The sequence below is a fragment of the Intrasporangium calvum DSM 43043 genome, assembly GCF_000184685.1.
Lineage (GTDB): Bacteria > Actinomycetota > Actinomycetes > Actinomycetales > Dermatophilaceae > Intrasporangium > Intrasporangium calvum.
Genome location: NC_014830.1, coordinates 565274 through 587591, shown reverse-complemented (window position 1 = coordinate 587591; position 22318 = coordinate 565274). Strand labels below are relative to the sequence as shown.

General features: G+C 71.3%; 16 protein-coding genes. 9 read left to right on the top strand and 7 right to left on the bottom strand.

All coding sequences use genetic code 11. The features are described from left to right. Window positions 1-24: 24 nt before the first annotated feature. Together INTCA_RS02735 and soxR are read left to right on the top strand one after the other, a co-directional pair. A complete protein-coding gene (locus tag INTCA_RS02735; RefSeq protein ID WP_013491407.1) occupies window positions 25-588 on the top strand; it encodes an AAA family ATPase in 564 nt (187 codons plus the stop codon). A 1-nt stretch (window position 589) separates the two neighbouring features. Beyond that, window positions 590-1024 carry a redox-sensitive transcriptional activator SoxR gene (gene soxR, locus INTCA_RS02730; RefSeq protein WP_013491406.1) on the top strand — a complete coding sequence of 145 codons (435 nt, stop codon included), beginning with the start codon at window positions 590-592 and terminating at the stop codon, window positions 1022-1024. A gap of 204 nt (window positions 1025-1228) precedes the next feature. Here soxR and INTCA_RS02725 read toward each other — a convergent pair whose 3' ends face one another. From INTCA_RS02725 to INTCA_RS02695, 7 genes are all read right to left on the bottom strand, one after another. After that, window positions 1229-2239 carry a CorA family divalent cation transporter gene (locus INTCA_RS02725; protein ID WP_013491405.1) on the bottom strand — a complete coding sequence of 337 codons (1011 nt, stop codon included), beginning with the start codon at window positions 2237-2239 and terminating at the stop codon, window positions 1229-1231. Window positions 2240-2381: 142 nt separating this feature from the next. Continuing rightward, complete coding sequence (locus INTCA_RS02720; protein ID WP_013491404.1) at window positions 2382-5444, bottom strand: glycine--tRNA ligase; 3063 nt, start codon at window positions 5442-5444, stop codon at window positions 2382-2384. Window positions 5445-5685: 241 nt separating this feature from the next. Then, window positions 5686-7713 (bottom strand): ABC transporter ATP-binding protein, encoded by a 2028-nt coding sequence (locus tag INTCA_RS02715; protein ID WP_013491403.1) that lies wholly within the window; start codon window positions 7711-7713, stop codon window positions 5686-5688. Next, the gene (locus tag INTCA_RS02710) at window positions 7713-9443 is read right to left on the bottom strand and encodes an ABC transporter ATP-binding protein (RefSeq protein ID WP_013491402.1); all 1731 of its coding nucleotides are present in this window, start codon (window positions 9441-9443) and stop codon (window positions 7713-7715) included. The genes INTCA_RS02715 and INTCA_RS02710 overlap by 1 nt, the downstream gene beginning before the upstream one ends. A gap of 67 nt (window positions 9444-9510) precedes the next feature. After that, window positions 9511-10152, bottom strand: a complete 642-nt coding sequence (locus INTCA_RS18530; protein WP_013491401.1) for a TetR/AcrR family transcriptional regulator — start codon at window positions 10150-10152, stop codon at window positions 9511-9513. 213 nt (window positions 10153-10365) lie between these two features. Further along, window positions 10366-11886 carry a DUF7059 domain-containing protein gene (locus INTCA_RS02700; protein WP_013491400.1) on the bottom strand — a complete coding sequence of 507 codons (1521 nt, stop codon included), beginning with the start codon at window positions 11884-11886 and terminating at the stop codon, window positions 10366-10368. Between the two features lie 29 nt (window positions 11887-11915). Then, complete coding sequence (locus tag INTCA_RS02695; RefSeq protein WP_013491399.1) at window positions 11916-12299, bottom strand: STAS domain-containing protein; 384 nt, start codon at window positions 12297-12299, stop codon at window positions 11916-11918. A 122-nt stretch (window positions 12300-12421) separates the two neighbouring features. On the opposite strand from INTCA_RS02695, the gene INTCA_RS02690 reads away from it, so the two are divergent. The 7 genes from INTCA_RS02690 to INTCA_RS02660 all read left to right on the top strand — a co-directional run bounded on the left by INTCA_RS02690 (window position 12422) and on the right by INTCA_RS02660 (window position 22152). Further along, window positions 12422-14419 (top strand): DEAD/DEAH box helicase, encoded by a 1998-nt coding sequence (locus INTCA_RS02690; RefSeq protein ID WP_013491398.1) that lies wholly within the window; start codon window positions 12422-12424, stop codon window positions 14417-14419. Between the two features lie 171 nt (window positions 14420-14590). Beyond that, window positions 14591-17584, top strand: coding sequence for a S8 family peptidase (locus INTCA_RS02685; protein WP_013491397.1), 2994 nt, complete (start codon window positions 14591-14593; stop codon window positions 17582-17584). 166 nt (window positions 17585-17750) lie between these two features. Beyond that, complete coding sequence (locus tag INTCA_RS02680; protein WP_041307193.1) at window positions 17751-18089, top strand: hypothetical protein; 339 nt, start codon at window positions 17751-17753, stop codon at window positions 18087-18089. A gap of 172 nt (window positions 18090-18261) precedes the next feature. Then, a complete protein-coding gene (locus INTCA_RS02675; RefSeq protein WP_013491395.1) occupies window positions 18262-19317 on the top strand; it encodes a sulfate ABC transporter substrate-binding protein in 1056 nt (351 codons plus the stop codon). 266 nt (window positions 19318-19583) lie between these two features. Next, on the top strand, window positions 19584-20342 hold the full coding sequence (cysT, locus tag INTCA_RS02670) for a sulfate ABC transporter permease subunit CysT (RefSeq protein WP_244859864.1): 759 nt from the start codon (window positions 19584-19586) through the stop codon (window positions 20340-20342). Further along, entirely contained in the window at window positions 20339-21145 is an 807-nt protein-coding gene (gene cysW, locus INTCA_RS02665) for a sulfate ABC transporter permease subunit CysW (RefSeq protein ID WP_013491393.1), read from the top strand. The genes cysT and cysW overlap by 4 nt, the downstream gene beginning before the upstream one ends. Then, window positions 21142-22152, top strand: coding sequence for a sulfate/molybdate ABC transporter ATP-binding protein (locus INTCA_RS02660; RefSeq protein ID WP_013491392.1), 1011 nt, complete (start codon window positions 21142-21144; stop codon window positions 22150-22152). Before cysW ends, INTCA_RS02660 begins: the two co-directional genes overlap by 4 nt. Window positions 22153-22318: the final 166 nt, after the last annotated feature.

Genomic DNA, 22318 nt, shown 5'->3' with positions numbered 1-22318 from the left:
TCGGCTCGATCTAAGGTGTGCCCTGTGACGGATCGGCTCCCCCTCCCGGCCTCCGTCGACACGCCGCAGACCATCGTCGTGACGGGCGTCATGGCCGCTGGCAAGTCGACTGTCTCCCAGCTGCTCGCCGAGCGCTTCACCAGGGCCGTGCACCTGCGCGGTGACGAGTTCCGGCGCGTCGTCGTGCGCGGACGCGTCGACCTCAGCCCCCACGGCGACCTCGAGGCCGAGCGACAGCTCGCCCTGCGCCACCGGCTCGCCGCGCACACGGCGAACATCTACGTCGACGCAGGGTTCACCGTGGTGGTCCAGGACCTCTTCGTGGGGACGACCCTCGAGCCGTTCCTGGCCCAGCTCACCGAGCCGGTGAGCCTCGTCATGCTCGCGCCGGACGTCTCGACGGTGATGCGGCGCGAGTCCGAACGGACCAAGACGGGCTACGGGGACCTGTGGTCGATCCGCGACTTCGACCTCAAGGTGCGGACCGAGACGCCGAAGATCGGCCTCTGGCTCGACAGCTCGCAGCAGACGCCGGACGAGACCGTGGACGAGATCCTCCACCGGTTGGCGGAGGCAAGGATCCGCTGACATGAGCCCACAGCTCACCATCGGCCAGGTCGCGGAGCGCACCGGCGTCGCGACGTCCGCGCTGCGCTACTGGGAGGCCCTCGGGCTCATCTCCTCCGGCCGCACGACCGGCAACCAGCGACGCTACGACCGGCCCACGATCCGGCGCGTGTCCTTCATCCGGGCAGCCCAACGAGTCGGTCTGTCACTCGAGGAGATCCGGGACGCCCTGGCCACCCTGCCCGGCTCGCGCACCCCGACGTCCCACGACTGGGCCAGACTGTCCTCGGCCTGGCGGGCGAGACTCGACGAACAGATCCGGCGCATCGAACTGCTCCGCGACCGCCTCGACGGCTGCATCGGCTGCGGCTGCCTCAGCCTGGAGACGTGCGCGCTCAACAACCCGGGTGACGAGATGGCTTCGGTCGGGCCCGGACCGCACCGCCTCGACCCCTGACCTGCCTGCCCTGCCTGCCCTGCCTGCCCTGCCTGCCCTGCCTGCCCTGCCTGACCTGCCTGACCTGCCTGACCTGCCCGCATCTTCCCCGCACCTGCCTACCGCGCATCGAAAGAGCAGTTTGTCCCCTCGCCCGTCACGAGCGCTCAGCGTCGCGCACCAGCCGGGGGGACGAACTGCTCTTTCGACGGGGGCCGGGGTGGGTCAGGTGGACCGGTCGAGGCGCCCGCGGTCCCGTCGAAGGAGCACCCAGAGGACGACGAGCGGCAGGACCAGCCCACCGATGCCGAGCACCACGAACCGGCCGAACCCGTCGAGGTGCTCGACGAGCCAGGGGAAGTTCTGGCCGAAGAACCCGGTCACGAAGGTGAGCGGCAGGAACACGGTGGCGAGGACGGTGAGCCGTTCGATCGTCTGACCCTGCCGGATCCCGAGCCGCGTCTGCTCCACGGAGATGACGGCCATGTTCGCCTCGAGGATCGTCGCGAGCAGGTCGCGCTGGGCGGCCACCTCGTCGCTGATGAGCCGCAGGTAGTCGTGGACGTCGTGGAGGTAGGGCGCGAGCGGACCCTCCCGGTACGTGCGCTCGATCGTCGTGAGCACGGTGAGCAGCGGGTGGACGGCGCGGTAGAAGTTGGTCACCTCGCGCCGCAGGAAGTAGATCCGCTCCGTGGGTGCGGCCTCCCCGGCGAAGACGGTGCTCTCGACCTGCTCGATGTCGCGTTCCAGCTCGGCGACGACCGGACCGTAGCTCTTGATCACCTGGTCGAGAATCGCCCAGAGCACCGCCGGGCTGCCCTCGGCGAGCAGGTCCGGCCGCGCCTCCAGGTTGGTGCGCGCCGTGTGCAGCTCGCTCGCCACGCCTTGTCGCACGGTGATCACGAACGTGGGCGCGATGAACACGCTGATCTCGCCGAAGTCGACCTCTTCGCGCTCGTCGTCGTATCGGGCAGTGCGCAGGATGACGAGCTCGACGCCGTGGTCGTACTGCTCCATCTTGGGCCGCAGGTGGAACGTCTGGACGTCCTCGACCGCGAGCTCGTGCAGACCGAAGCTGTCGCGGATGCGCTCCAGCTCGTCAGGCGCCGGTTCGAAGGTGCCCAGCCAGGCGAAGCCCTCGCTGCCGTCCTGGTGCAGCGCGGCCGCCGTGTCGAGCGTGAGCGCGGCCTCCTGCTGGCGTCGCCCGTCGCGGTACAGGGCACAGTCGATGATCATGGCGCCTCCCGGTCTCGGTGACACCAGTGTGGCCGCCTCCACCCCATCGAAAGAGCAGTTTGTCCCTCCCCTCGTCACGAGCTCGGCGTGGGGCGCGTCAGCCAGGGGGACAAACTGCTCTTTCGATCAGGGTGAAGGGTGTTCAGCCGGCGAGGGCGCTGTGCAGGGCGCGCCAGTCGATGCCGCGGGGCGCCCGCGCGACGAAGGTCTGGAGCAGCCCCAACCGGGCCGCGCGCAGGGCCGGGTCCTCGGCCATGACGAGCACCTCGTCGAAGAACCGCTCCAGCGCCGGCACCGCCCGCACGGCCACGCCGGCCCACTCGGGCAGGGCCGCTCCGGACAGGTCGGGGATCGTCTCGAGGGCGACGCTGAGCTCGCGCTCCGCCTCCTCGCGCAGCACCTGCGGGTCGTATGCCGCTGGGCTGCCTTCCGGGACGATGCGGGTGATGCGCTGGGTGGCCTCCACGAGCTTGGCGAAGCCTTCGCGCCCACGCACCGTCTCGATGTCACGGAGCGCGACCTCCGCCTTGCCCGGCGTCCCCGCGAGGGGCTGGACGGCGCCGGCGAGCGTCGACGGCACGCCCTCCTCGCGCAGCTGCTGGCCGAAGCGGCCGGTGACGAACTCGACGGCGTCGGCGATCGCCTCGGCACTGACGTCGAGTCCCTGTTGGCGCAGCTGGTCCGCCGCGGCGTGCAGTCCCTGCTCGATGGTCAGGCCGGCGAGGGTCGGCTGGGAGCGGAGGATGCCGATGACGCCGAGGGCGGCCCGCCGCAGCGCGAACGGGTCGGACGACCCGGTCGGCTTGGCTCCGAGCGCGAACATCGCCATGAGCAGGTCGAACCGGTCGGCCAGCGCGAGGACCGCCCCGGCCCGCGACGCCGGCAGCGGGCCACCGGCGGTCCGCGGCTGCTCCATCTCGTAGAGCGCCGCCGCCACCTCGGGCGTCTCCCCCGCCTTGAGGGCGTACTCCCGCGCCATGAACCCGGCGAGGCTCGACAGCTCGACGACCATCTGCGAGGCGAGGTCGAACTTCGCGAGCTGCCCGGCCCGGGCCAGCGTCGCCCCCTCGGAGGCGTCGAGCCCGACGAGCTCGGCGAGCGCCGCGGCGACGTCGCGGATCCGGTCGGCGCGGTCGGCCACCGAGCCGATGCGCTCCTCGAAGGTCAGCTTGGCGATGCCGGCCCGCAGCTCCTCGAGCGGCACCTTGAGGTCGGCAGCGTAGAAGAACGCCGCGTCCTCGTAGCGGGCCCGGAGCACGTTCTCGTTGCCCTTGCGCACGAGGTCGTCGTCGCACTCGCCATTCGCCATCGTGACGAAGTAGGGCAGCAGGGCTCCGTCCCCCGACCGGACGGGCAGGTAGCGCTGGTGCTTGCGCATCACCGTGGTGAGGATCTGCTCGGGCAGCTCGAGGTAGCGCTCCTCGAAGGACCCCAGGATCCCGTGCGGGGCCTCGACGAGGTGGGTGATCTCGTCGACGAGCGCCGCCTCGCCCTCGACGTCGACAGCGCCGCCGACCGACGCGGCCAGCGACTTCGCTTGGGAGACAACACTCTCGCGCCGCGCCACGGGGTCGACGATGAAGTCGCGCTCCGCCAGCTTGGGCAGGAGCACGTCGGCGTTCTCGACCTCGATGAGCGGCCCGGCCTCGGTCCGCTCGCCGTAGGTCGTGCGCCCGGACCGCAGCCCCGACACCGTCACGGGAACCACGGTGTCGCCCCACAGCGCGACGATCCACCGGATCGGCCGGCTGTAGGCGAGCTCAGGGTCGCTCCAGCGCATGTTCTTGTCGGCGCGCAGCCCGGCGACGACGTCGGCGATGATCGACCCGAGGACCTCGAGGACGCCGCGGCCGGTCTCCGCAACGCGGACCGCCACGTGCTCGACGCCGTCGAACTCGGCCCGCACGAGGTCGGACACGTCGACCTTCTGGCCGCGTGCGAAACCCTCGGCGGCCTTCGTCGCGGCGCCGTCGGGCCCGAACGCGGCGGCCACCTTCGGGCCCTTGCGGAGCGTCTCGGCGTCCGGCTCGTGCACGCCGACGGCGTCCACCAGGGCGATGATCCGCCGCGGCGTCCCCTGGACGACGACCGAGCCGTGCGGCAGCCGGGTCGCGCCGAGCTTCTGCGTCAGGGCCGTCCGGACCTGCTCGATCGCCTCGGGGACGACGTGCGGGGGCAGCTCCTCGACGCCGATCTCGAGAGCCAGCCGACGCGTCACGTCAGGGGCGAGCGAGGCGAGCTCAGCGGCATACGCCTCAGGGGTGACCTCGACCCCCTGGGACGGCGGCATGAGCGCGCGCCCCTCCATCGGCGGCAGGTCCGCGCCGAGCAGCGGGAAGCCGAGCTCCTCGCGCCGCTCGACCCAGAGGCGGGACACCTCGCGTGCGAGGCGGCGCATCGTGCCGAACGCCTTGGCGCGCTCGGTCGTCGAGATGGCGCCACGTGCGTCGAGGACGTTGAACGCGTGGGAGGACTTGAGCACGTAGGTGTGCGCGGGCACCGGCAGGCGGACGTCGATGAGCCGCTGCGCCTCAGCCGTGAACCGCTCGAAGAGGTCGCGGTTGGTCTGGATGTCGGCGTCGTCGAGGTAGTAGCGCGACATCTCGTACTCGCTCTGCCCGAACGCCTCGCCGTAGGTGATCCCCGGCGCGTAGACCATGTCCTTGAAGTGGGCGACGCCCTGCAGCGCCATCATGATCCGCTCGACGCCGTAGGTCAGCTCGACGGCGACGGGGTCGAGGTTCTGCCCGCCGACCTGCTGGAAGTAGGTGAACTGGGTGATCTCCATGCCGTCGAGCCAGACCTCCCAGCCCAGGCCCCACGCGCCGATGGCCGGCTGCGCCCAGTTGTCCTCGACGAAGCGGATGTCGTGCGCCCGGATGTCGATGCCGAGCGCCTCGAGCGACTCGAGGTAGAGCTCCTGCGGGTTGCCCGGGTCCGGCTTGAGGATGACCTGGAACTGGGTGTGCTGCTGGAGGCGGTTCGGGTTCTCGCCGTAGCGGGAGTCGTCCGGCCGCACGCTCGGCTCGACGTAGGCCACCCGCCACGGCTCCGGGCCGAGCACCCGCAGGATCGTGGCGGGGTTCATCGTCCCGGCGCCGACCTCGGTGTTGAACGGCTGGACGACCATGCAACCTCGGTCGGTCCAGAACTTCTGCAGGGTGAGCAGGGCGTCTTGGACGGTGAGCGTGGTGGTGTCAGGCACCCGCCAAGGTTACCGGCGTGCTCGGGTCGCCCTCACCACCGCTGCCGTATGCCGCTGAGCCGGCTCCCGCACGCGCCTGACCTCCCAGCCCTCCCGCCCTCTCCCGCCGCAACACACCCGCTCACCGACTGCAGGTGCCGCCTGGAGACGGGGCCAGCAGTCGGTGAGCGGGTGTGTTGCGGGGTCGGGCCGGGCGGGGTCGGGCCGGGCGGGGGCGGGAGGTGCGGGGGCGGGAGGTGCGTCAGCCGACCGGGGGGCCGGCGACCTCAGCCACGTCGTCGACGTCAGCCGCGGCACCCGCGAACTGAGCGGCATACAGCCTGGCGTAGGACCCGTCGGCGGCGAGCAGCTCGGCGTGGGATCCCTGCTCCACGATGCGACCGTGCTCCATGACGAGGATGAGGTCGGCGTCCCGGATCGTCGAGAGCCGGTGGGCGATGACGAAGCTCGTCCGGTCGGACCGCAGCGCCCGCATGGCCTGCTGGACGAGCAGCTCGGTCCGCGTGTCCACCGAGCTCGTCGCCTCGTCGAGGATGAGCAGCGCCGGGTCGGAGAGGAAGGCCCGCGCGATGGTGACCAGCTGCTTCTCGCCGGCCGAGATGTTCGAGGCCTCGTCGTCGAGGACGGTGTCGTAGCCGTCGGGCAGCGAGTGGACGAACCGGTCGACGTAGGTCGCGCGCGCCGCCTCGAGGACCTCCTCGTCGGAGGCGCCCGGCCGGCCGTACGCGATGTTCTCGCGGATCGTCCCGGCGAAGAGCCACGTGTCCTGCAGCACCATGCCGATCCGCGAGCGCAGCCCGTGCCGGGTCAGGTCGCGGATGTCGACGCCGTCCAGGGTGATCCGACCGCCATCGAGCTCGTAGAACCGCATGATGAGGTTGACCAGCGTCGTCTTGCCCGCGCCGGTGGGCCCGACGATGGCGACGGTCTGTCCCGGCCGGACGACGAGGTCGAGGTCCTCGATGAGCGGCTGGTCCGGCGTGTACGCGAAGGACACGCCCTCGAAGGCGACCTCGCCGCGCGGGTCGTCGATGACGTCCGGGACGGCGACCTCGGCCTCCTGCTCGTCGGCGTCGAGGACCTCGAAGACCCGCTCGGCGGAGGCGACCCCGGACTGGAGCAGGTTCGCCATGGAGGCCACCTGGGTCAGCGGCTGGGTGAACTGGCGCGAGTACTGGATGAAGGCCTGGACGTCACCGAGCGACATCGAGCCGGAGGCCACCTTGAGCCCCCCGACGACGGCGACGACGACGTAGTTGAGGTTCCCGATGAACATCATGACGGGCATGATGATGCCGCTGACGAACTGGGCCCCGAACGCGGCGCCGAACAGCTCGTCGTTCTTCGTGCGGAAGTGCGCCTCGGTCTCCTGCTGCCGCCCGTAGACCTTGACGAGGCCGTGACCGGTGTAGGTCTCCTCGATGATGCCGTTCAGCTCGCCGGTGTTGCGCCACTGCTGGACGAAGAGCTTCTGCGACCGCTTCGCGATGAGGCCGGTGACGACGATGGAGATGGGGATCGTCACGAGGGCGATGAGGGCGAGGACCCAAGAGATCCAGAACATCATCACGAGAACCGCGACGACGGTCAGGAGCGAGTTGAGCAGCTGCGACAGCGTCTGCTGCAGCGACATGCTGACGTTGTCGATGTCGTTGGTGACCCGGGAGAGGATCTCGCCGCGCGGCTGCTTGTCGAAGTAGGGCAGCGGCAGCCGGTTGAGCTTGGCCTCGACGTCCTGCCGCAGCCGGTACATCGTGCGGGCGAGCACGCCCTGGAGGATCCAGCCCTGGACCCACAGGAGCAGCGACGAGGCGACGTAGAGCCCCGTCACGAGGAGCAGCACGTCGGCGACGGCACCGAAGTCGATGCCCTGGCCGATGACGACACCGGCCCGCTGGAGCATGTCGGCGAGGTTCTCCTCGCCGCGGGCGCGCAGGCCCGCGACGACCTGCTCGGTCGTCGCCCCCGCGGGGACGTTCTGGCCGAGCTGGCGACCGAGCAGCCCACCGAAGATGAGGTCGGTGGCGCGGCCGAGGATCTTCGGCCCGATCGCGCTGAGGAACACGCTGACGACGACGAGCGTCACGACGCCGACGACCTTGCCGCGCTCGGGTCGGAGCAGGCCGAGGAGGCGCTTCGCGGAGGGCCCGAAGTTGAGCGACTTCTCCCCCGGCTGCCCCATCATCATGTGTGGTGGCCCGCCCCGGCGGGCCGGGCCGCGCCGCGCCTCGGCGGCCTTCTCCTCGGCGGTCTTGACTCCCTCGGACATCAGGCCACCTCCTCCGCTGCACGCTGGGACAGGGCGATCTCCTGGTAGGTCTCACAGGTCTGGAGCAGCTCGTCGTGGGTGCCCTGACCGACGATCCGTCCGTCGTCGAGGACGACGATGTGGTCGGCGTCGATGATCGTCGACACGCGCTGGGCCACGATGACGACCGTCGCGTCGCGGGTCACCGGTCGGAGCGCAGCCCGGAGTCGTGCGTCGGTCGACAGGTCGAGGGCGGAGAACGAGTCGTCGAAGAGGTAGATGTCGGGCCGTTTGACGACGGCCCGCGCGATGGCGAGCCGCTGCCGCTGGCCGCCCGAGACGTTGGTCCCTCCCTGGACGATCGCGGTGTCGAGCCCGCCGAGCTGCGTGACGAAGTCCGCGGCCTGGCTGATGCGCAGCGCCTCCCAGAGCTCGTCGTCGGTCGCGTCCGGGTTGCCGTAGCGCAGGTTGCTCGCCACGGTGCCGGTGAACAGGTAGGGCTTCTGCGGCACGAGCCCGATGCGGGCCCAGAGCGCGTCGAGCTCGAGGTCACGGACGTCGACGTCGCCGACCTTGACGCGGCCGGAGCGGACGTCGAAGAGCCGCGGGACGAGTCCGAGCAGGGTCGTCTTGCCCGCGCCGGTCGACCCGATGATCGCGGTCGTGCGGCCTGACGACGCCTCGAAGGTGATGCCGTTGAGGACGGCGTGCTCGGCGCCGGGGTAGTGGAACTCGACGTCGACGAACTCGACGCCGGCTCGCGGCACCCGGATCGGGATCGGCTGCACCGACTGGACGATGGACGAGGCCGTGTCGAGGACCTCGGCGATGCGCCCGGCCGAGACCGACGCGCGGGGGATCATCGTCGCCATGAAGGTCGCCATCATGACGGCCATGAGGATCTGGACGAGGTAGGCGAGGAAGGCCGTGAGCGAGCCCACCTCCATCGCACCGCTGTCGACGCGGTAGGCGCCGAACCACAGCACCGCCACGGTCGACATGCTGAAGATGAACATCACGACGGGGAAGACGAGCGCCATGAGCCGGCCGACGCGCAGCCCGGCCTCGGTGAGGTCGGCGTTGGCCCGGCCGAACCGCGCCTCCTCGTGGCCCTCGCGCACGAAGGCCCGCACGACCCGGATGCCGGTGATCTGCTCGCGGAGGACCCGGTTGACGCCGTCGAGCGAGGTCTGCATCCGGGTGAACCAGGGCATCATCCGCCAGATGACCGTGGCGACGACGAGGCCGAGCAGCGGCACGGCGACGGCGACGAGCCAGGAGAGCCCGACGTCCTCGCGGAGCGCCATGATGATCCCGCCGAACATCATGATCGGGGTCGACACGAGGATGGCGAACCCCATGAAGAGGACGGTCTGCACCTGGGTGACGTCGTTGGTGTTGCGCGAGATGAGGGTCGGGGCGCCGAAGCGGGAGACCTCCTGCGCCGAGTAGTCGATGACGGTGTCGAACACCTTCGCCCGCAGGTCCCGCCCGATGCCCATGGCGACGCGCGCGGCGAGGAAGGTGGCGGCGACCGCGGTGGCGATCTGCACGACGCTCACGCCGAGCATGAGGGCCCCGTGGCTCATGATGAAGTCGGTGTCCCCCTTGGCGACCCCGTCGTCGATGATCTCGCCGTTGAGGCTGGGCAGGTAGAGCGAGGCGATGGTGCTGGCCAGCTGGAGGAGCACGATGAGCGTGATCTCTCCCCGGTAGGCCAGCAGGTGGCTCCGAAGCAGTCGGAGGAGCATCGGGTGCCTTTCGGTTCGGGGGCGCCGTGGCGTCGGCTCGACATCTGCGGCGGTGGACGGGTGAGGGTCAGTCGCGGATCGGGCCGGGGCGGGCGCAGACGCCGTAGAGGACGGTGTCCACGACCTCCTCGGGGGTGAGCAGCTCGCCGTGGGCGATGCCGGGGTGGCTGCCCGAGAAGCTGAGCAGCCGGATGCGGTGGAGCAGCTGGTGTGGCGTCACCGTGATCGCGTCGGGGTCGACGAGGTCGAGCACCGCCTCGAAGAGGTCGACGTGCAGGGCCGCGCAGTCAGCGCTGGGCTCGGAGGGCACGTGCCGGCCTGTCTCGAGGCAGGCGGCGTGCTGGTGGAGGGGCGGCGGCTGGCTCAGGCCGAGGGCGCCCATCAGGTCGAGGACGTCGCGGATCCGCCGCTGGAGCGAGGCCGCGAAGGCGACGAGCCGGTCCCGCATCGGCTGCGACCGGTCGATGGCGACGAAGTCGCGACGTGCCGACGCTGGGCAGAAGGCGGCCTCGACGGCCGCGGTCTGGAGCGCGTCCTTGCTCGGGAAGACCCGGAAGATCGTCCCCTCGGCAACCCCCGCCGCACCGGCGATCTCGCTCGTTGTCGGGACCCGTCCGTGCCGCCTTGCGAGGTCGAGGAAGACGTCGATGAGGGCTTCGCGCCGCTCGGTGGGCGGCAGGGGCGCGGCGCGCGCCGCGGTGGTGGCCATGGGTCGAGTATGAGTGAGTGCTCACTCACTCACAAATCCTTTACCGACGCCGGATGCCGCTGGGCTCGCTCCCGCACGATCGAAAGAGCACTTCGTCCCCGTCGAACCTGCGTTGCTGACGATCGAAAGAGCACTTCGTCCCCATCCACACCGCGAGGGCAACCCCAAAACGAAAGCGGACAAACTGCTCTTTCGATCGTGATTGGCGGTGGGTCAGGTGAGCAGGCCGTCGGCGACAAGGTCGCGGATCTGCGGGACCAGCTCGGCCCGGACCGCCGCGGGGTCGAGCCCGAGGACCGTCGCGATCGCGTCGAGGGCGGTGGCCGCCGCCAGCTCCCCGTCGGCCACGCCGAGATAGGCCGCCAGGAGGGTCCCCGCCCGGACAGCGCGGCGCAGGCCCCCACCCTGGCGGACGATGATGACGGACGGGTCGTCCGCGCCGGGGCGACCGTGCCGTTCCTCGGTCACGTCCGCGGCGCACGCCCATGCCACAGCGAGGACGTCCTCGTCAGTGTGCTCGGCCAGCCAGGTGCGGGCCCGGAGCCCCGCCTCGATGACGGGACCCATCTGCGCCGCCACCGGACCAGGTGCCTCGTCGAGGGAGCGCCACGGCCGGCGCTCGGTCAGCGGCCGCTGGAGGGTGACGACGCCGAAGCCGATCGCCTCGACGTCGCGGGAGGCGAAGTCGCGCAGCCAGGCCGCGCCGAGCCGCTCGTGCGCGCTCGAGCCGGGGACGACACCGCCGTCGCGGCTCCACAGCTCCGCGTACTCGGCCGGGTCCTGGACCTCCCGTTGGACGACCCACGCGTCGAGATCGATCCCGGCGAGCCAGTCGCCCCAGACGTCGCGCCAGGTGCGACCGTGGGGCACCTCCCAGTTGCCGAGGAGCTGGGCGACCCCACCCGGCTCGAGGGCGTCGCGGACGGTCCGTACGAGGGTGCGGACGATGGCGTCGCCCGAGCGCCCGCCGTCCCGGTACTCGTAGACGGGCACGTCGTCGGCGCGCGGGGTGATGACGAACGGCGGGTTGGACACGATCAGCGAGAACCGCTCTCCCGCAACAGGGTCCAGCAGGTCTCCGCGACGCAGGTCGACGTCGAGCCCGGCCAACGCGGCGTTGAAGCGGGCGAAGGCGAGCGCCCGCTCCGAGATGTCCGTGGCGACGATCGACCCGGTGTGGCCGGCCAGGTGCAGCGCCTGCACTCCGCAGCCGGTGCCGAGGTCGAGGGCCCGGTCCACGCGATGTCGGATGGTCCAGGTGGCGAGCGTCGTCGAGGCGCCGCCGATGCCGAGGACGTGGTCCGGGCGGAGCGGTGCGCGCGTCGCCAGCTCGGACAGGTCGGAGGCGACCCACCAGTCGTGGGCGTCCTCGGCGTAGGGCCGCAGGTCGCACGTCGCCACGACCTCGTCCCCCTTGAGACGGGCCAGCCGCAGGGCAGCGACCCCCTCGACCCGGAGCGTCGGCAGGGCGGCCTCGAGATCCGCTCGGGCCACGGGCTGCCCCAGGGTGAAGAAGCGGACCAGGGCGGCAACCGGGTCGAGCGGAGCAGCGGTCGCGAGCAGGGCCGGCAGGCGCTGCTCCCGGCGGAGCGCGGCCGCCGCGACGGGTCCGAGCCGCTCGGCGACCCCGTCCACGGTGAAGCCCGCCGAGGCCAGGTCCGCCCGCAACCGGGCCACGAGGGCTGGGTCGACGACCGGCGGTGCCGGCGACGGGGAGCCTGACTGCTCGACCACCGAGGAGGGCTGGTTCAGCGAGGTGCCGGTCAGTGCCGGGCGTTCGACGTGGGCGGCATCGGCGCCTCACCCTGGTCCGGGGCGGCGAGGGCCGACTCGAGGTCGGGGTGGATGTCGAAGACCTTGTCGAGGCCGGTGATGGCGAAGACGCGGAGCACCCGCTCGGAGGTGCCGACGAGCTTGAGCGACCCCCCGCGCGTCCGGGCGAACTTCAGCCGTCCGACCAGGACCCCCAGCCCGGTCGAGTCGAGGAAGGTGACCTCGCTCAGGTCGACGATGAGATCAGCGCGTCCGGCGTGGATCTGCTCGTCGAGCTTCTCCCTCACGAACGGTGCCGTGTAGACATCGATCTCGCCGCCGAGGTGCACCACGGTGCGGTCACCGTGGTCGGCCCGGGTGATCGACAGATCCACCTGTGGCCCCTTCCCATTTGTCCGTTCGTTGCCCCGGCAACGAACCCGTTTCTCCCTGACCGCGGGAGTACCATGCCCCGGGTCGCCCGTAACGGTACCCCGGCGACGTACGGTTGCTCCACATGAACGGGTCTGACGCGCTGTTCAACGCACCCCCGGCTCCGTCGGACGACGGCGACCGGGACCAGCGCGCCTTCGACCCGGAGGCCCTCCTGCACCGCTTGGTCGGCGAGCACCCGGAGCGGCTGCTCCACGTCCACGAGGTTCCGGCTCGGCCGGCGCGCCACGCCGAGTGGCCGGGCTGGGTGGACCCGACCCTCCTCGGTGCCCTCCTCGGGTCCGGGATCGACCGGCCGTGGCGCCACCAGGTCGAGGTCGCGGAGGCCGCCCACCGCGGCGACCACGTCGTCGTCTCGACGGGCACGGCCTCCGGCAAGAGCCTCGGCTACCTTCTGCCCCTCCTCACCGACGTCGTGACCGGCGCTCGGGCGCCCAGTGGTCGCGGGTCCACGGCGCTCTATCTCGCCCCCACCAAGGCGCTCGCCGCGGACCAGCTCGACCGGATCACCCGGCTCGCCCTTCCCCCGGTGCGGGCCGCCACGTACGACGGCGACACCCCGACCGACGAGCGGCGCTGGATCCGCGACCACGCGAACGTCGTGCTCACCAACCCGGACCTCGTCCACCACTCGCTGTTGCCGCGGCACGACCGGTGGGCCCCTTTCCTCCGGGCCCTCCGCTACGTCGTCGTCGACGAGTGTCACGTCTACAAGGGCGTCTTCGGCGCCCACCTCGCGGCGGTCCTCCGGCGGCTGCGGCGAGTGGCCGCGCGCTACCACGCCTCCCCGACGTTCGTCTTCGCCTCCGCCACCGTGGCCGACCCCTCCGTCCACGCCTCCCGACTTCTCGGTATGCCGCTGAGCTCGGTCACCGAGGACGGCTCCCCTCGGGCGCCGATGACCTTCGCCCTCTGGGAGCCCCCGGTCCGCACCGACGACCAGGGCCGCCCGAAGCGGGTGAGCACGCTGACGGAGACCGGCGACCTCCTGGCGCAGTGCGTCGAGGAGGACGTGCAGACCGCCGTCTTCGCCCGGTCCCGCGCCGGCGTGGAGGTCGTGGCCAACGTCGCCCGCGACCGAGTGAGCACGACCCGGGAAGCGCGCATAGCGGCATACCGCGGCGGCTACCTGCCGGAGGAGCGGAGGGAGCTCGAACGCGCCCTCCGGTCGCGCCGGCTCGTCGGCATCGCCGCGACGAACGCGTTGGAGCTCGGCGTCGACGTCAGCGGTCTCGACGCCGTCGTGCTCGCCGGCTGGCCCGGCACCCTCGCCTCGCTCTGGCAGCAGGCGGGCCGCGCCGGCCGCACCGGGCACCGCTCGCTCGCGATCCTCGTCGCGGCCGACGACCCGCTCGACACCTTCGTCGTCCACCACCCCGAGAGCATCTTCGGCCGCGCCGTCGAGGCGACAGTCGTCGACCCCGACAACCCCTACGTGCTCGGGCCGCATCTCGCCGCCGCCGCCGCGGAGCTGCCCCTGACGGAGGGGGACCTCGAGCTCTTCGGGCCGCAGACCCGGCCCCTGCTCGACGCCCTCGTCGCCAAGGGGATCCTCAAGAAGCGGCCGCGCGGCTGGTTCTGGACGCGGGAGGACCGCCCTGCCGACCACGTGTCGCTCCGCGGCGCCGGTGAGCCGGTCCGGATCGTCGAGACACGGACCGGGCGCGTCGTCGCCACCGTCGACGAGGCCTCGGCCCACGCCCAGGTGCACACCGGGGCCGTGCACCTGCACCAGGGCCAGACGTGGGTCGTCACCGAGCTCGACCTCGACGACGGGGCGGCCTTCGCCGTTCGGGGCGACCCCGGGTGGACGACGCACGCCCAGTCGGTGAGCGAGTTCACCATCGTCCGCGAGCTCGAGGCGGTCGAGTGGGGGCCGCTCCGGTGCTCGTTCGGCCAGGTCACCGTCACGCACCAGGTCGTCTCGTTCCTCCGGCGGCTGCCGGGTGGCGAGGTGCTCGGGGAGCATCCGCTCGACCTGCCGCCGCGGTCCCTCGCGACGAAGGCGATGTGGTGGACCCTGCTCGACCTGACCCTGAGCCGGGCCGGCTCGCGCCGTTGAGACGGGCCCGCCAGTGCGTCTGAGTGGCGCCCAGCGGAGCCTCCCGGAACGGCGCAGGCCGATCCGGTCCCCCAGTACCCCTCCCCAATGTCCCCATTCGGGGTTATCGTTCCCGCCAGCGGCGTGGAGCCCTCATGCGCCGCCTGGTAGGGCAACTCACACAGGAGAAAAATGAAGCGAAGGTTGCTGGGCGCGGTCACCGCCGTGCCAGTTGCGCTCGCCATGGCCGGGACAGGCGCCGCCGATGCAGCGGTCACGCAGTCCGTGCCACCGAGCACCAGCGGGACGTACATCGTGCAGATGGCGGACCTCCCGGTCGTCGCGTACGACGGGAAGATCAAGGGCCTCGCGGCCACCAGCCCGACCCCGGGCACGAAGGTCGACCCGCAGTCCGATGCGGTCACCAGGTATGTCGCCCACCTCGAGTCGAAGCACAACTCGGCTCTCACCCGGGTGGGGGCAACCAGCACCAAGATCTACGACTACGCGTTCTCGTTCAACGGCTTCGCGGCCAAGCTGACGGCAGCCCAGGCGCAGCGGCTCACCAAGGCGCCCGGGGTCGTCGCGGTCAACCCGGAGCAGACCTACACGGTCGACACGTCGACGACGCCCGACTTCCTCGGCCTGACCGCCAAGGGCGGCCTGTGGGACCAGCTCGGTGGCACCGGAAGCGCCGGGGAGGACATCCTCATCGGCACGATCGACTCTGGAATCTGGCCGGAGCACCTCAGTTTCTCGGACCGCGCCACTGCAGGCGTGCCCTCCGCCTCGGGCCCGGTCGTCTACGCACCCTTCGACGGCCCGGCCGACGCCTGCAAGGCTGGGGAGAACTGGACCGCCAAGACCTGCAACAACAAACTCGTCATCGCCCGCCACTTCAACGAGAGCTGGGGTGGCGACAAGGGGATCCGCAAGGACCGGCCCTGGGAGTTCACCTCCCCCCGTGACTACAACGGTCACGGCACCCACACCGCCAGCACCTCCGGCGGCAACCACGATGTGCCTGTTCCCGGCATCGCCAGCGCCTTGGCTCCCAACGGCATGAGCGGCATCGCCCCGCGCGCCCGCGTGGCCGCCTACAAGGCCCTCTGGTCGACCGAGACCGGCGACACGGCGAGCGGTCGCGGGGGTGACCTCGTCGCGGCGATCGACCAGGCCGTGGCGGACGGCGTCGACGTCATCAACTACTCGATCAGCGGCTCCCAGACGAACTTCGCCGACGGCGCCGAGATCGCGTTCCTCTTCGCGGCCCGGGCCGGTGTCTTCGTCGCGGCGTCCGCCGGCAACAGCGGCCCGACCGCCTCGACCGTCGCCCACCCGTCCCCGTGGATCACCACGGTCGCGGCAGGCACCCACAACCGGGCCAGCCACGGCTCGGTGACCCTCGGCAACGGCGCGACCTACGAGGGCGCGTCCCTGGCGGCAGAGGCCGTGACCGCGCCGTTCATCGACTCCACCTCGGCGGGCCTGGCTGGTGCGGACCCGACCAAGGTCGCGCTCTGCTACTCGAGCGCCGACGGGGGCAACGTCCTCGACCCGGCCAAGGTCGCGGGCAAGATCGTCCTGTGCGACCGCGGTGCAACCGCCCGGACGAACAAGAGCCTCGCGGTCAAGGAGGCGGGCGGCGTGGGCCTGGTCCTCGTCAACACCTCGCCGATCGGGATCAACGCGGACCTGCACACGATCCCGTCGGTCCACCTCGAGTCGACCGAGCGCGCGCCCGTCAAGGCGTATGCGGCCACGTCCGGTGCGACGGCCACGATCAACGTGGCCGAGCTCGACCTCAACGCCCCCGCGCCGTTCACGGCCGGCTTCTCGTCCCGCGGACCGCTGAGTGCGGGCAGCGGTGACCTCCTCAAGCCGGACGTCATCGCGCCCGGCCAGGACATCCTCGCGGCCTACACCCCGGTGACCAACGGTGGCTACGCCTACAACGCCATCTCGGGGACCTCGATGTCGAGCCCGCACGTCGCCGGGCTCGCGGCGCTGCTCCGTGACCGGCACCCCGGCTGGTCGCCGATGGCGATCAAGAGCGCGCTCATGACGACCGACTACGACGTCAAGGACGAGGCGAGCACGGCTGACAAGGCATTCCGCCAAGGCGCCGGCCATGTCAACCCCAATGCCGCCGCGAAGGCCGGCCTGGTCTACGACAGCGGCTGGAACGACTGGCTCGCCTTCCTCTGCGGCACCACGTCCGCGGTCGGCGCAGGCACGTGCGACGCGCTGGTGAGTCGGGGCTACTCGACGGACCCGAGCCAGTTCAACGGTGCCTCGATCGCCAGCGGCGCCCTCGCCGGTTCCGAGACGATCACCCGCCGCGTGACGAACGTCGGGGCGACGACGGCAACCTATAAGGCGTCAATCACCCTGCGCGGCTTCGACGTCGAGGTCTCGCCGAAGAAGCTGGTCCTCGCCCCCGGGCAGACGAAGTCCTTCACGGTGACCATCACGCGGGAGGATGCACCGCTCAACAGCTACACCGGCGGCCACCTCGTCTGGACGAGCGGCACCACGACGGTTCGCTCGCCGATCGTCGTGCGTCCGGTCGCCCTCGCGGCACCGGGTGAGGTCAGGGCCGAGCCCTCGGGCACGAGCTATGGCGTCACCTTCGGCTACACCGGTGACTTCGCCGCCACGGGCCGGGGCCTCGTCCCCGCGGCCGCGACGAGCGGCACCGTCGCCGACGACCCGACGGACTCGACGTGCTCCCTGAGCTCGCCGAACGCCCAGAAGGTCGAGGTCGCCGTCCCGGCCGGCACGACGTACGCGCGGTTCGCCCTCTTCGACGCGGACGTCAACCCCGGCACGGACCTCGACCTGTGCGTCTTCGACTCGACGGAGAAGAACGTGGGTTCCAGCGGATCCGGAACGTCAGCAGAGCAGGTCAACCTGCTCAACCCGGGCGCGGGCACCTACACGGTGGTCGTCCAGGGCTGGGGGGTAGCCGGCACCTCGCCGTTCAAGCTGCACACGTGGGTCCTCGGGTCCGCCGCGGAGGACAACCTGACGGTCACTGCGCCCACGTCGGCCACGATCGGCCAGTCCGGGACGGTCACGCTCGGGTTCACCGGCCTGACGAGTGGCAAGTGGCTCGGCTCGGTCGCCTACTCCGGCGCCGAGGGGATGCCGAACCCGACCATCGTGCGCGTCGACGTCCCGTGACGAGGGCGCGCAAGGCATGAGTCACCGCAAGCGGGGAGGTCCCGGCCACGGCCGGGGACTCCCCGCTTCGCGTCCACCCGGGCACTCATCAGGCAGTCCCCACCCCATCGACGGCCAGTCCGCGGGCAGCTCAACCGGGCCCGCAGGGGACCCCTTCTCCGAGCCGGTGCGGGACCCCTCCCCCTCCGAGCCTCCCATCGACGCCGGGTTCCTCGGCGCCGCGGAGCTGCGCGAGCACCTGCGCCGCACCATCGAGGCATCCACCCAGCGACGTCCCTCCGATGTCATCGTCACCGGGACCGTGACGCGGGCCGAGGTGGAGACCGGCCCCTTGGTCCTCACAGACCCCGACGGCCGAACCTGGGAGCTCGTCCTCCCACCGGGTTGGGCGGTCGACGTCGGGCACGGCGCCCGGGTCACCGTCCGCGGAGACCTCGTCGACGAGCCGTCGTCGACGCAGCTCGGACCCCGCCTCCGGGTGAGGTCACTGTCAGCCGGAGACTGAGCCCAGCGGCATACGGCCCCCGTGGGCTGGTGGCGCGCTCTTCCACGCTTGAGTCCGCCACACTCTGAGACATAAGCAATAGTTTCTTGACCGATAACTTCTAACTATTGAAAACTCCCACTCACGGACGAGGACTGCGCAGCGTGCGCGCCGACGGTGAAGGAGTGTGTCGATGCCCCGCCCCCGCCCGACGGCACCCCGATCCAGGATCCTGCGCGGCCTCGCTGCGCTCGCGGTCCTGGCGCTGGCGGGCTGCACCGGAGCTGGCCCGAGCGACGTCGTCGTCCAGCCGGGTGCGGCCCGGGTGGCCGCGGCTCCGACCACCACGCTCAACCTCTTTGCCCATGCCGTGGCCAAGCCGGCCCACGACGCCGTCGTACCGGCGTTCCAGCGGACCCCCGCCGGGACCGGCGTTGCGTTCCAGCAGAGCTACGGCGCGTCGGGCGACCAGTCGCGCAAGGTCGCAGCGGGGGCCGAGGCCGACCTCGTCCAGCTCTCGACGGAGCCGGACCTCACCCGCCTCGTCGACGCGGGTCTGATCGACCCGACCTGGAACGCCGGGGAGCACGGCGGCGTCCCCTTCGGCTCGGTCGTCACCCTCGTCGTGCGCACCGGCAACCCCAAGGGAATCGCCGACTGGGACGACCTGCTCCAGCCCGAGGTCGAGGTGGTCACCCCCAACCCGTTCTCCTCCGGGTCGGCCAGGTGGAACCTCCTCGCCCCGTTCGCCGCCGAGAGTCACGGGGGCGCGGACCCGGCCGCCGGACTGGCCTACGTCGAGAAGCTGGTCAGCGAGCACGTCAGGATCCAGCCGAAGTCCAGCCGGGAAGCGACCGAGGCCTTCCTCCAGGGCCGCGGCGATGTGCTCCTCAGCTACGAGAACGAGGCCCTCTTCATCGAGCAGAACGGAGACCCGGTCGAGCACGTCACGCCGCCGCAGACGTTCCGAATCGACAACCCGGTGGCCGTCCTCAAGGGGAGCGAGAACCTCCCGGTGGCGGAGGCGTTCGCCGACTACCTCTACACCCCGGAGGCACAGCGTCTGCTCGCCCGAGCCGGTTTCCGACCCGTCGACGAGCAGGTGGCCGCGGAGTTCGCCAAAGCCTTCCCCCGTCCCGAGAAGCTGTGGACCATCGCTGACCTGGGCGGTTGGACCGCGGTCGACGCCGCCCTCTTCGAGCCCAGGACCGGCGCGATCGCCACGATCTACGACGCCGTGACGCAGTGAGCGCCGACATGAGCACCCAGTCCAGCACCCAGTCGAGCACCCGGTCCAGCACCCAGTCGAGCACCCGGTCGAGCACCCGGTCGAGCACCCGGTCGAGCACCCGGTCGAGCACCCGGTCGAGCACCCGGTCGAGCCCTGTGGAGGCGCGGACCGCCCAAGCGAGGACCGTACGGCCGGGGAGCCCTGCGCACGGTCCGGCTCCAGGGCGGGCCGGCAGGTCCCGCCGGCGGCTGCGCAGCGGGCTGCAACCGCTCGGGATCGGGGTCGTGACGCTCTGGCTCAGCGTCATCGTGCTGCTGCCCCTCGCCGCCTTGACCGTCGCATCGTTCGAGGGCGGCCTCGGTGGTTTCTGGGACGCGGCGACTGCACCGGTCGCCCTCGCATCACTCCGAGTCACCGTGACGGTGTCGGCCATCGTCGCCGCTGTCAACGCCGTCCTGGGCACCCTCGTCGCCTGGGTGCTGGTCCGCGACCGCTTCGCCGGTCAGGCAGTGGTCAACGCCCTCATCGACCTGCCGTTCGCCCTGCCCACCATCGTCGCGAGCATCGTGCTCCTCTCGCTCTACGGCCCGGGCAGCCCGGTCGGCGTCCAGCTCAACGCGACCACGTGGGGCCTCTTCGTGGCCCTCGCCTTCGTCACCCTCCCCTTCGTCGTCCGCTCGGTACAGCCGGTGCTCATCGAGGCAGACCGGGAGGTCGAGGAGGCCGCCGCCTCGCTCGGCGCGACCAACTGGACCACCTTCCGCCGGATCGTCCTGCCCACCCTCGCCCCTGCCGTCCTCAGCGGCACCGGGCTGGCGTTCGCGCGGGCCATCGGCGAGTACGGCTCCGTCGTGCTCATCGGCGGCAACATCCCGCGGGAGACCCAGGTCGCCTCCCAGTACATCCAGCAGCAGATCGAGATGGACCGCCCGGCCAACGCGGCGGCCGTCTCCGTGGTGCTGCTGCTCATCGCCTTCGCGACCCTGCTCGTGCTGCGGGTGCTGTCGACCCGGTCGCAGCGCCGAGAGGAGCGGGCCCCGTGAGGGCCAGCCGGAGGACCCGGCTCGCCCTGCGAACGGTGGCACTCGGCTACCTCATCGCCCTGCTCGCCGTCCCCATCGGCGTCATCCTCTGGCGGGCCTTCGCGCCGGGGGTCGGCGCCTTCGTCGCCTCCGTCTCGACGCCCGCGGCACAGGCGGCCATCAACCTCTCGCTGCTCATCGTGGCCATCGTCGTGCCCCTCAACGTCGTCTTCGGGATCGTCACGGCACTCGCCCTCGTCCGCGGGCGCTTCCGGGGCCGGGGCCTGCTCCAAGCCGTCGTCGACCTGCCGTTCGCCGTGTCACCGATCGTCGTCGGGGTGGCCCTCATCATGCTGTGGGGTGCGGGCGGGTGGTTCGGCGCACTCGACGACGTCGGGATCACGGTGATCTTCGGCCTGCCCGGCATGGTGATCGCGACGATCTTCGTCACCATGCCCTTCGTCGTCCGAGAGGTCGAGCCGGTCCTCCACGAGATCGGCACCGAGCAGGAGCAGGCCGCCGCGACGCTGGGGGCGACGTCCTGGCAGACCTTCTGGCGGATCACCCTGCCCGCCATCCGCTGGGGCCTGACGTACGGCGTGGTGCTCACCGTGGCCCGAGCCCTCGGCGAGTTCGGCGCCGTCATCATGGTGTCGTCGGGCTTCCCCGGGCTCTCCCAGACCCTGACGCTCCTCGTCCACGCCCGCTACATCGACGACCACAACACCTACGGTGCGTACGCCGCGGCGACCCTCCTCATGGGCATCGCTCTGGTCGTGCTGCTGCTCATGACCGTCCTCGACCGCAAGAGGAGCGAACGATGATCACCGTCACCGGCGCCCGCAAGGAGTTCGGCTCCTTCACCGCTCTGGACGACGTCAGCCTCGACATCCCGAGCGGTTCCCTCACCGCGCTGCTCGGGCCGAGCGGCAGCGGCAAGTCGACGCTGCTCCGCGCCATCGCCGGACTGGAGTCCCTCGACTCCGGCGTCGTCAGCATCGGCGGTCGGGACGTCACCGGCGAACCCCCGCAGCGGCGTGGCATCGGCTTCGTGTTCCAGCACTACGCCGCCTTCAAGCACCTGACCGTCAGGGACAACGTGGCCTTCGGACTGACCATCCGCAAGCGACCCAAGACCGAGACCGACGCGAAGGTCAACGAGCTGCTCACCGTCGTCGGCCTCGAGGGCTTCGCCCACCGGTACCCCGCCCAGCTCTCGGGCGGGCAACGGCAGCGGATGGCCCTGGCCCGAGCGCTCGCCGTCGACCCGGAGGTCCTGCTCCTCGACGAACCCTTCGGTGCGCTGGACGCGAAGGTGAGGACGGACCTGCGGACCTGGCTGCGCCGACTCCACGACGAGGTGCACGTCACGACCGTTCTCGTCACCCACGACCAGGAGGAGGCGCTCGACGTCGCCGACCGGATCGCGGTCCTCAACCACGGCCGGATCGAGCAGGTCGGCGACCCGGTCACGCTCTACGACCGGCCCGCCAACGACTTCGTCATGTCGTTCCTCGGCTCGGTCTCCAAGCTGGGCGAGCAGCTCGTCCGACCCCACGACATCATCCTCGAGCGCGACCATGCCCTGGCTCTCGCCGCTGACGCCCAGGTGCCCGGCTCACCCGGTGTCATTCGCGCGGTCGTGGAGCGCGTGGTCCGGCTCGGCTTCGAGGTGCGAGTCGACTTGAGGGCGGACTCGGGGGAACGCTTCGCCGCCCAGATCACCCGCCGAGACGCCGACGGCCTGGACCTGCGCGACGGTGAACCCATCACCGCCCGTGCCGCTCACCGCTCCAGCGTCGTCGACCACGACCCGGCCCTGGCCATCTGAGTGGGGAGGCTGCGCATGGCGGCACGAGATGGGGCTGGCCGGATCTGGCGGAGGGGCGTTACCGTAGCGGCCGACAGCACGCCACGGCGTCCAGTCAGGTCCCTTGGCCATGCCAAGGACCCCGGGGTGGCGAGGGGACGACACCTCGTCACCCCGGAACGCCTGG

Bases quoted from the DNA above. Each gene is read 5' to 3' on its own strand.
- soxR (WP_013491406.1), top strand. From the start codon at position 590: ATGAGCCCACAGCTCACCATCGGCCAGGTCGCGGAGCGCACCGGCGTC.
- INTCA_RS02725 (WP_013491405.1), bottom strand. From the start codon at position 2,239: ATGATCATCGACTGTGCCCTGTACCGCGACGGGCGACGCCAGCAGGAG.
- INTCA_RS02715 (WP_013491403.1), bottom strand. From the start codon at position 7,713: ATGTCCGAGGGAGTCAAGACCGCCGAGGAGAAGGCCGCCGAGGCGCGG.
- INTCA_RS02710 (WP_013491402.1), bottom strand. From the start codon at position 9,443: ATGCTCCTCCGACTGCTTCGGAGCCACCTGCTGGCCTACCGGGGAGAG.
- INTCA_RS18530 (WP_013491401.1), bottom strand. From the start codon at position 10,152: ATGGCCACCACCGCGGCGCGCGCCGCGCCCCTGCCGCCCACCGAGCGG.
- INTCA_RS02690 (WP_013491398.1), top strand. From the start codon at position 12,422: ATGAACGGGTCTGACGCGCTGTTCAACGCACCCCCGGCTCCGTCGGAC.
- INTCA_RS02685 (WP_013491397.1), top strand. From the start codon at position 14,591: ATGAAGCGAAGGTTGCTGGGCGCGGTCACCGCCGTGCCAGTTGCGCTC.
- INTCA_RS02675 (WP_013491395.1), top strand. From the start codon at position 18,262: ATGCCCCGCCCCCGCCCGACGGCACCCCGATCCAGGATCCTGCGCGGC.
- INTCA_RS02660 (WP_013491392.1), top strand. From the start codon at position 21,142: ATGATCACCGTCACCGGCGCCCGCAAGGAGTTCGGCTCCTTCACCGCT.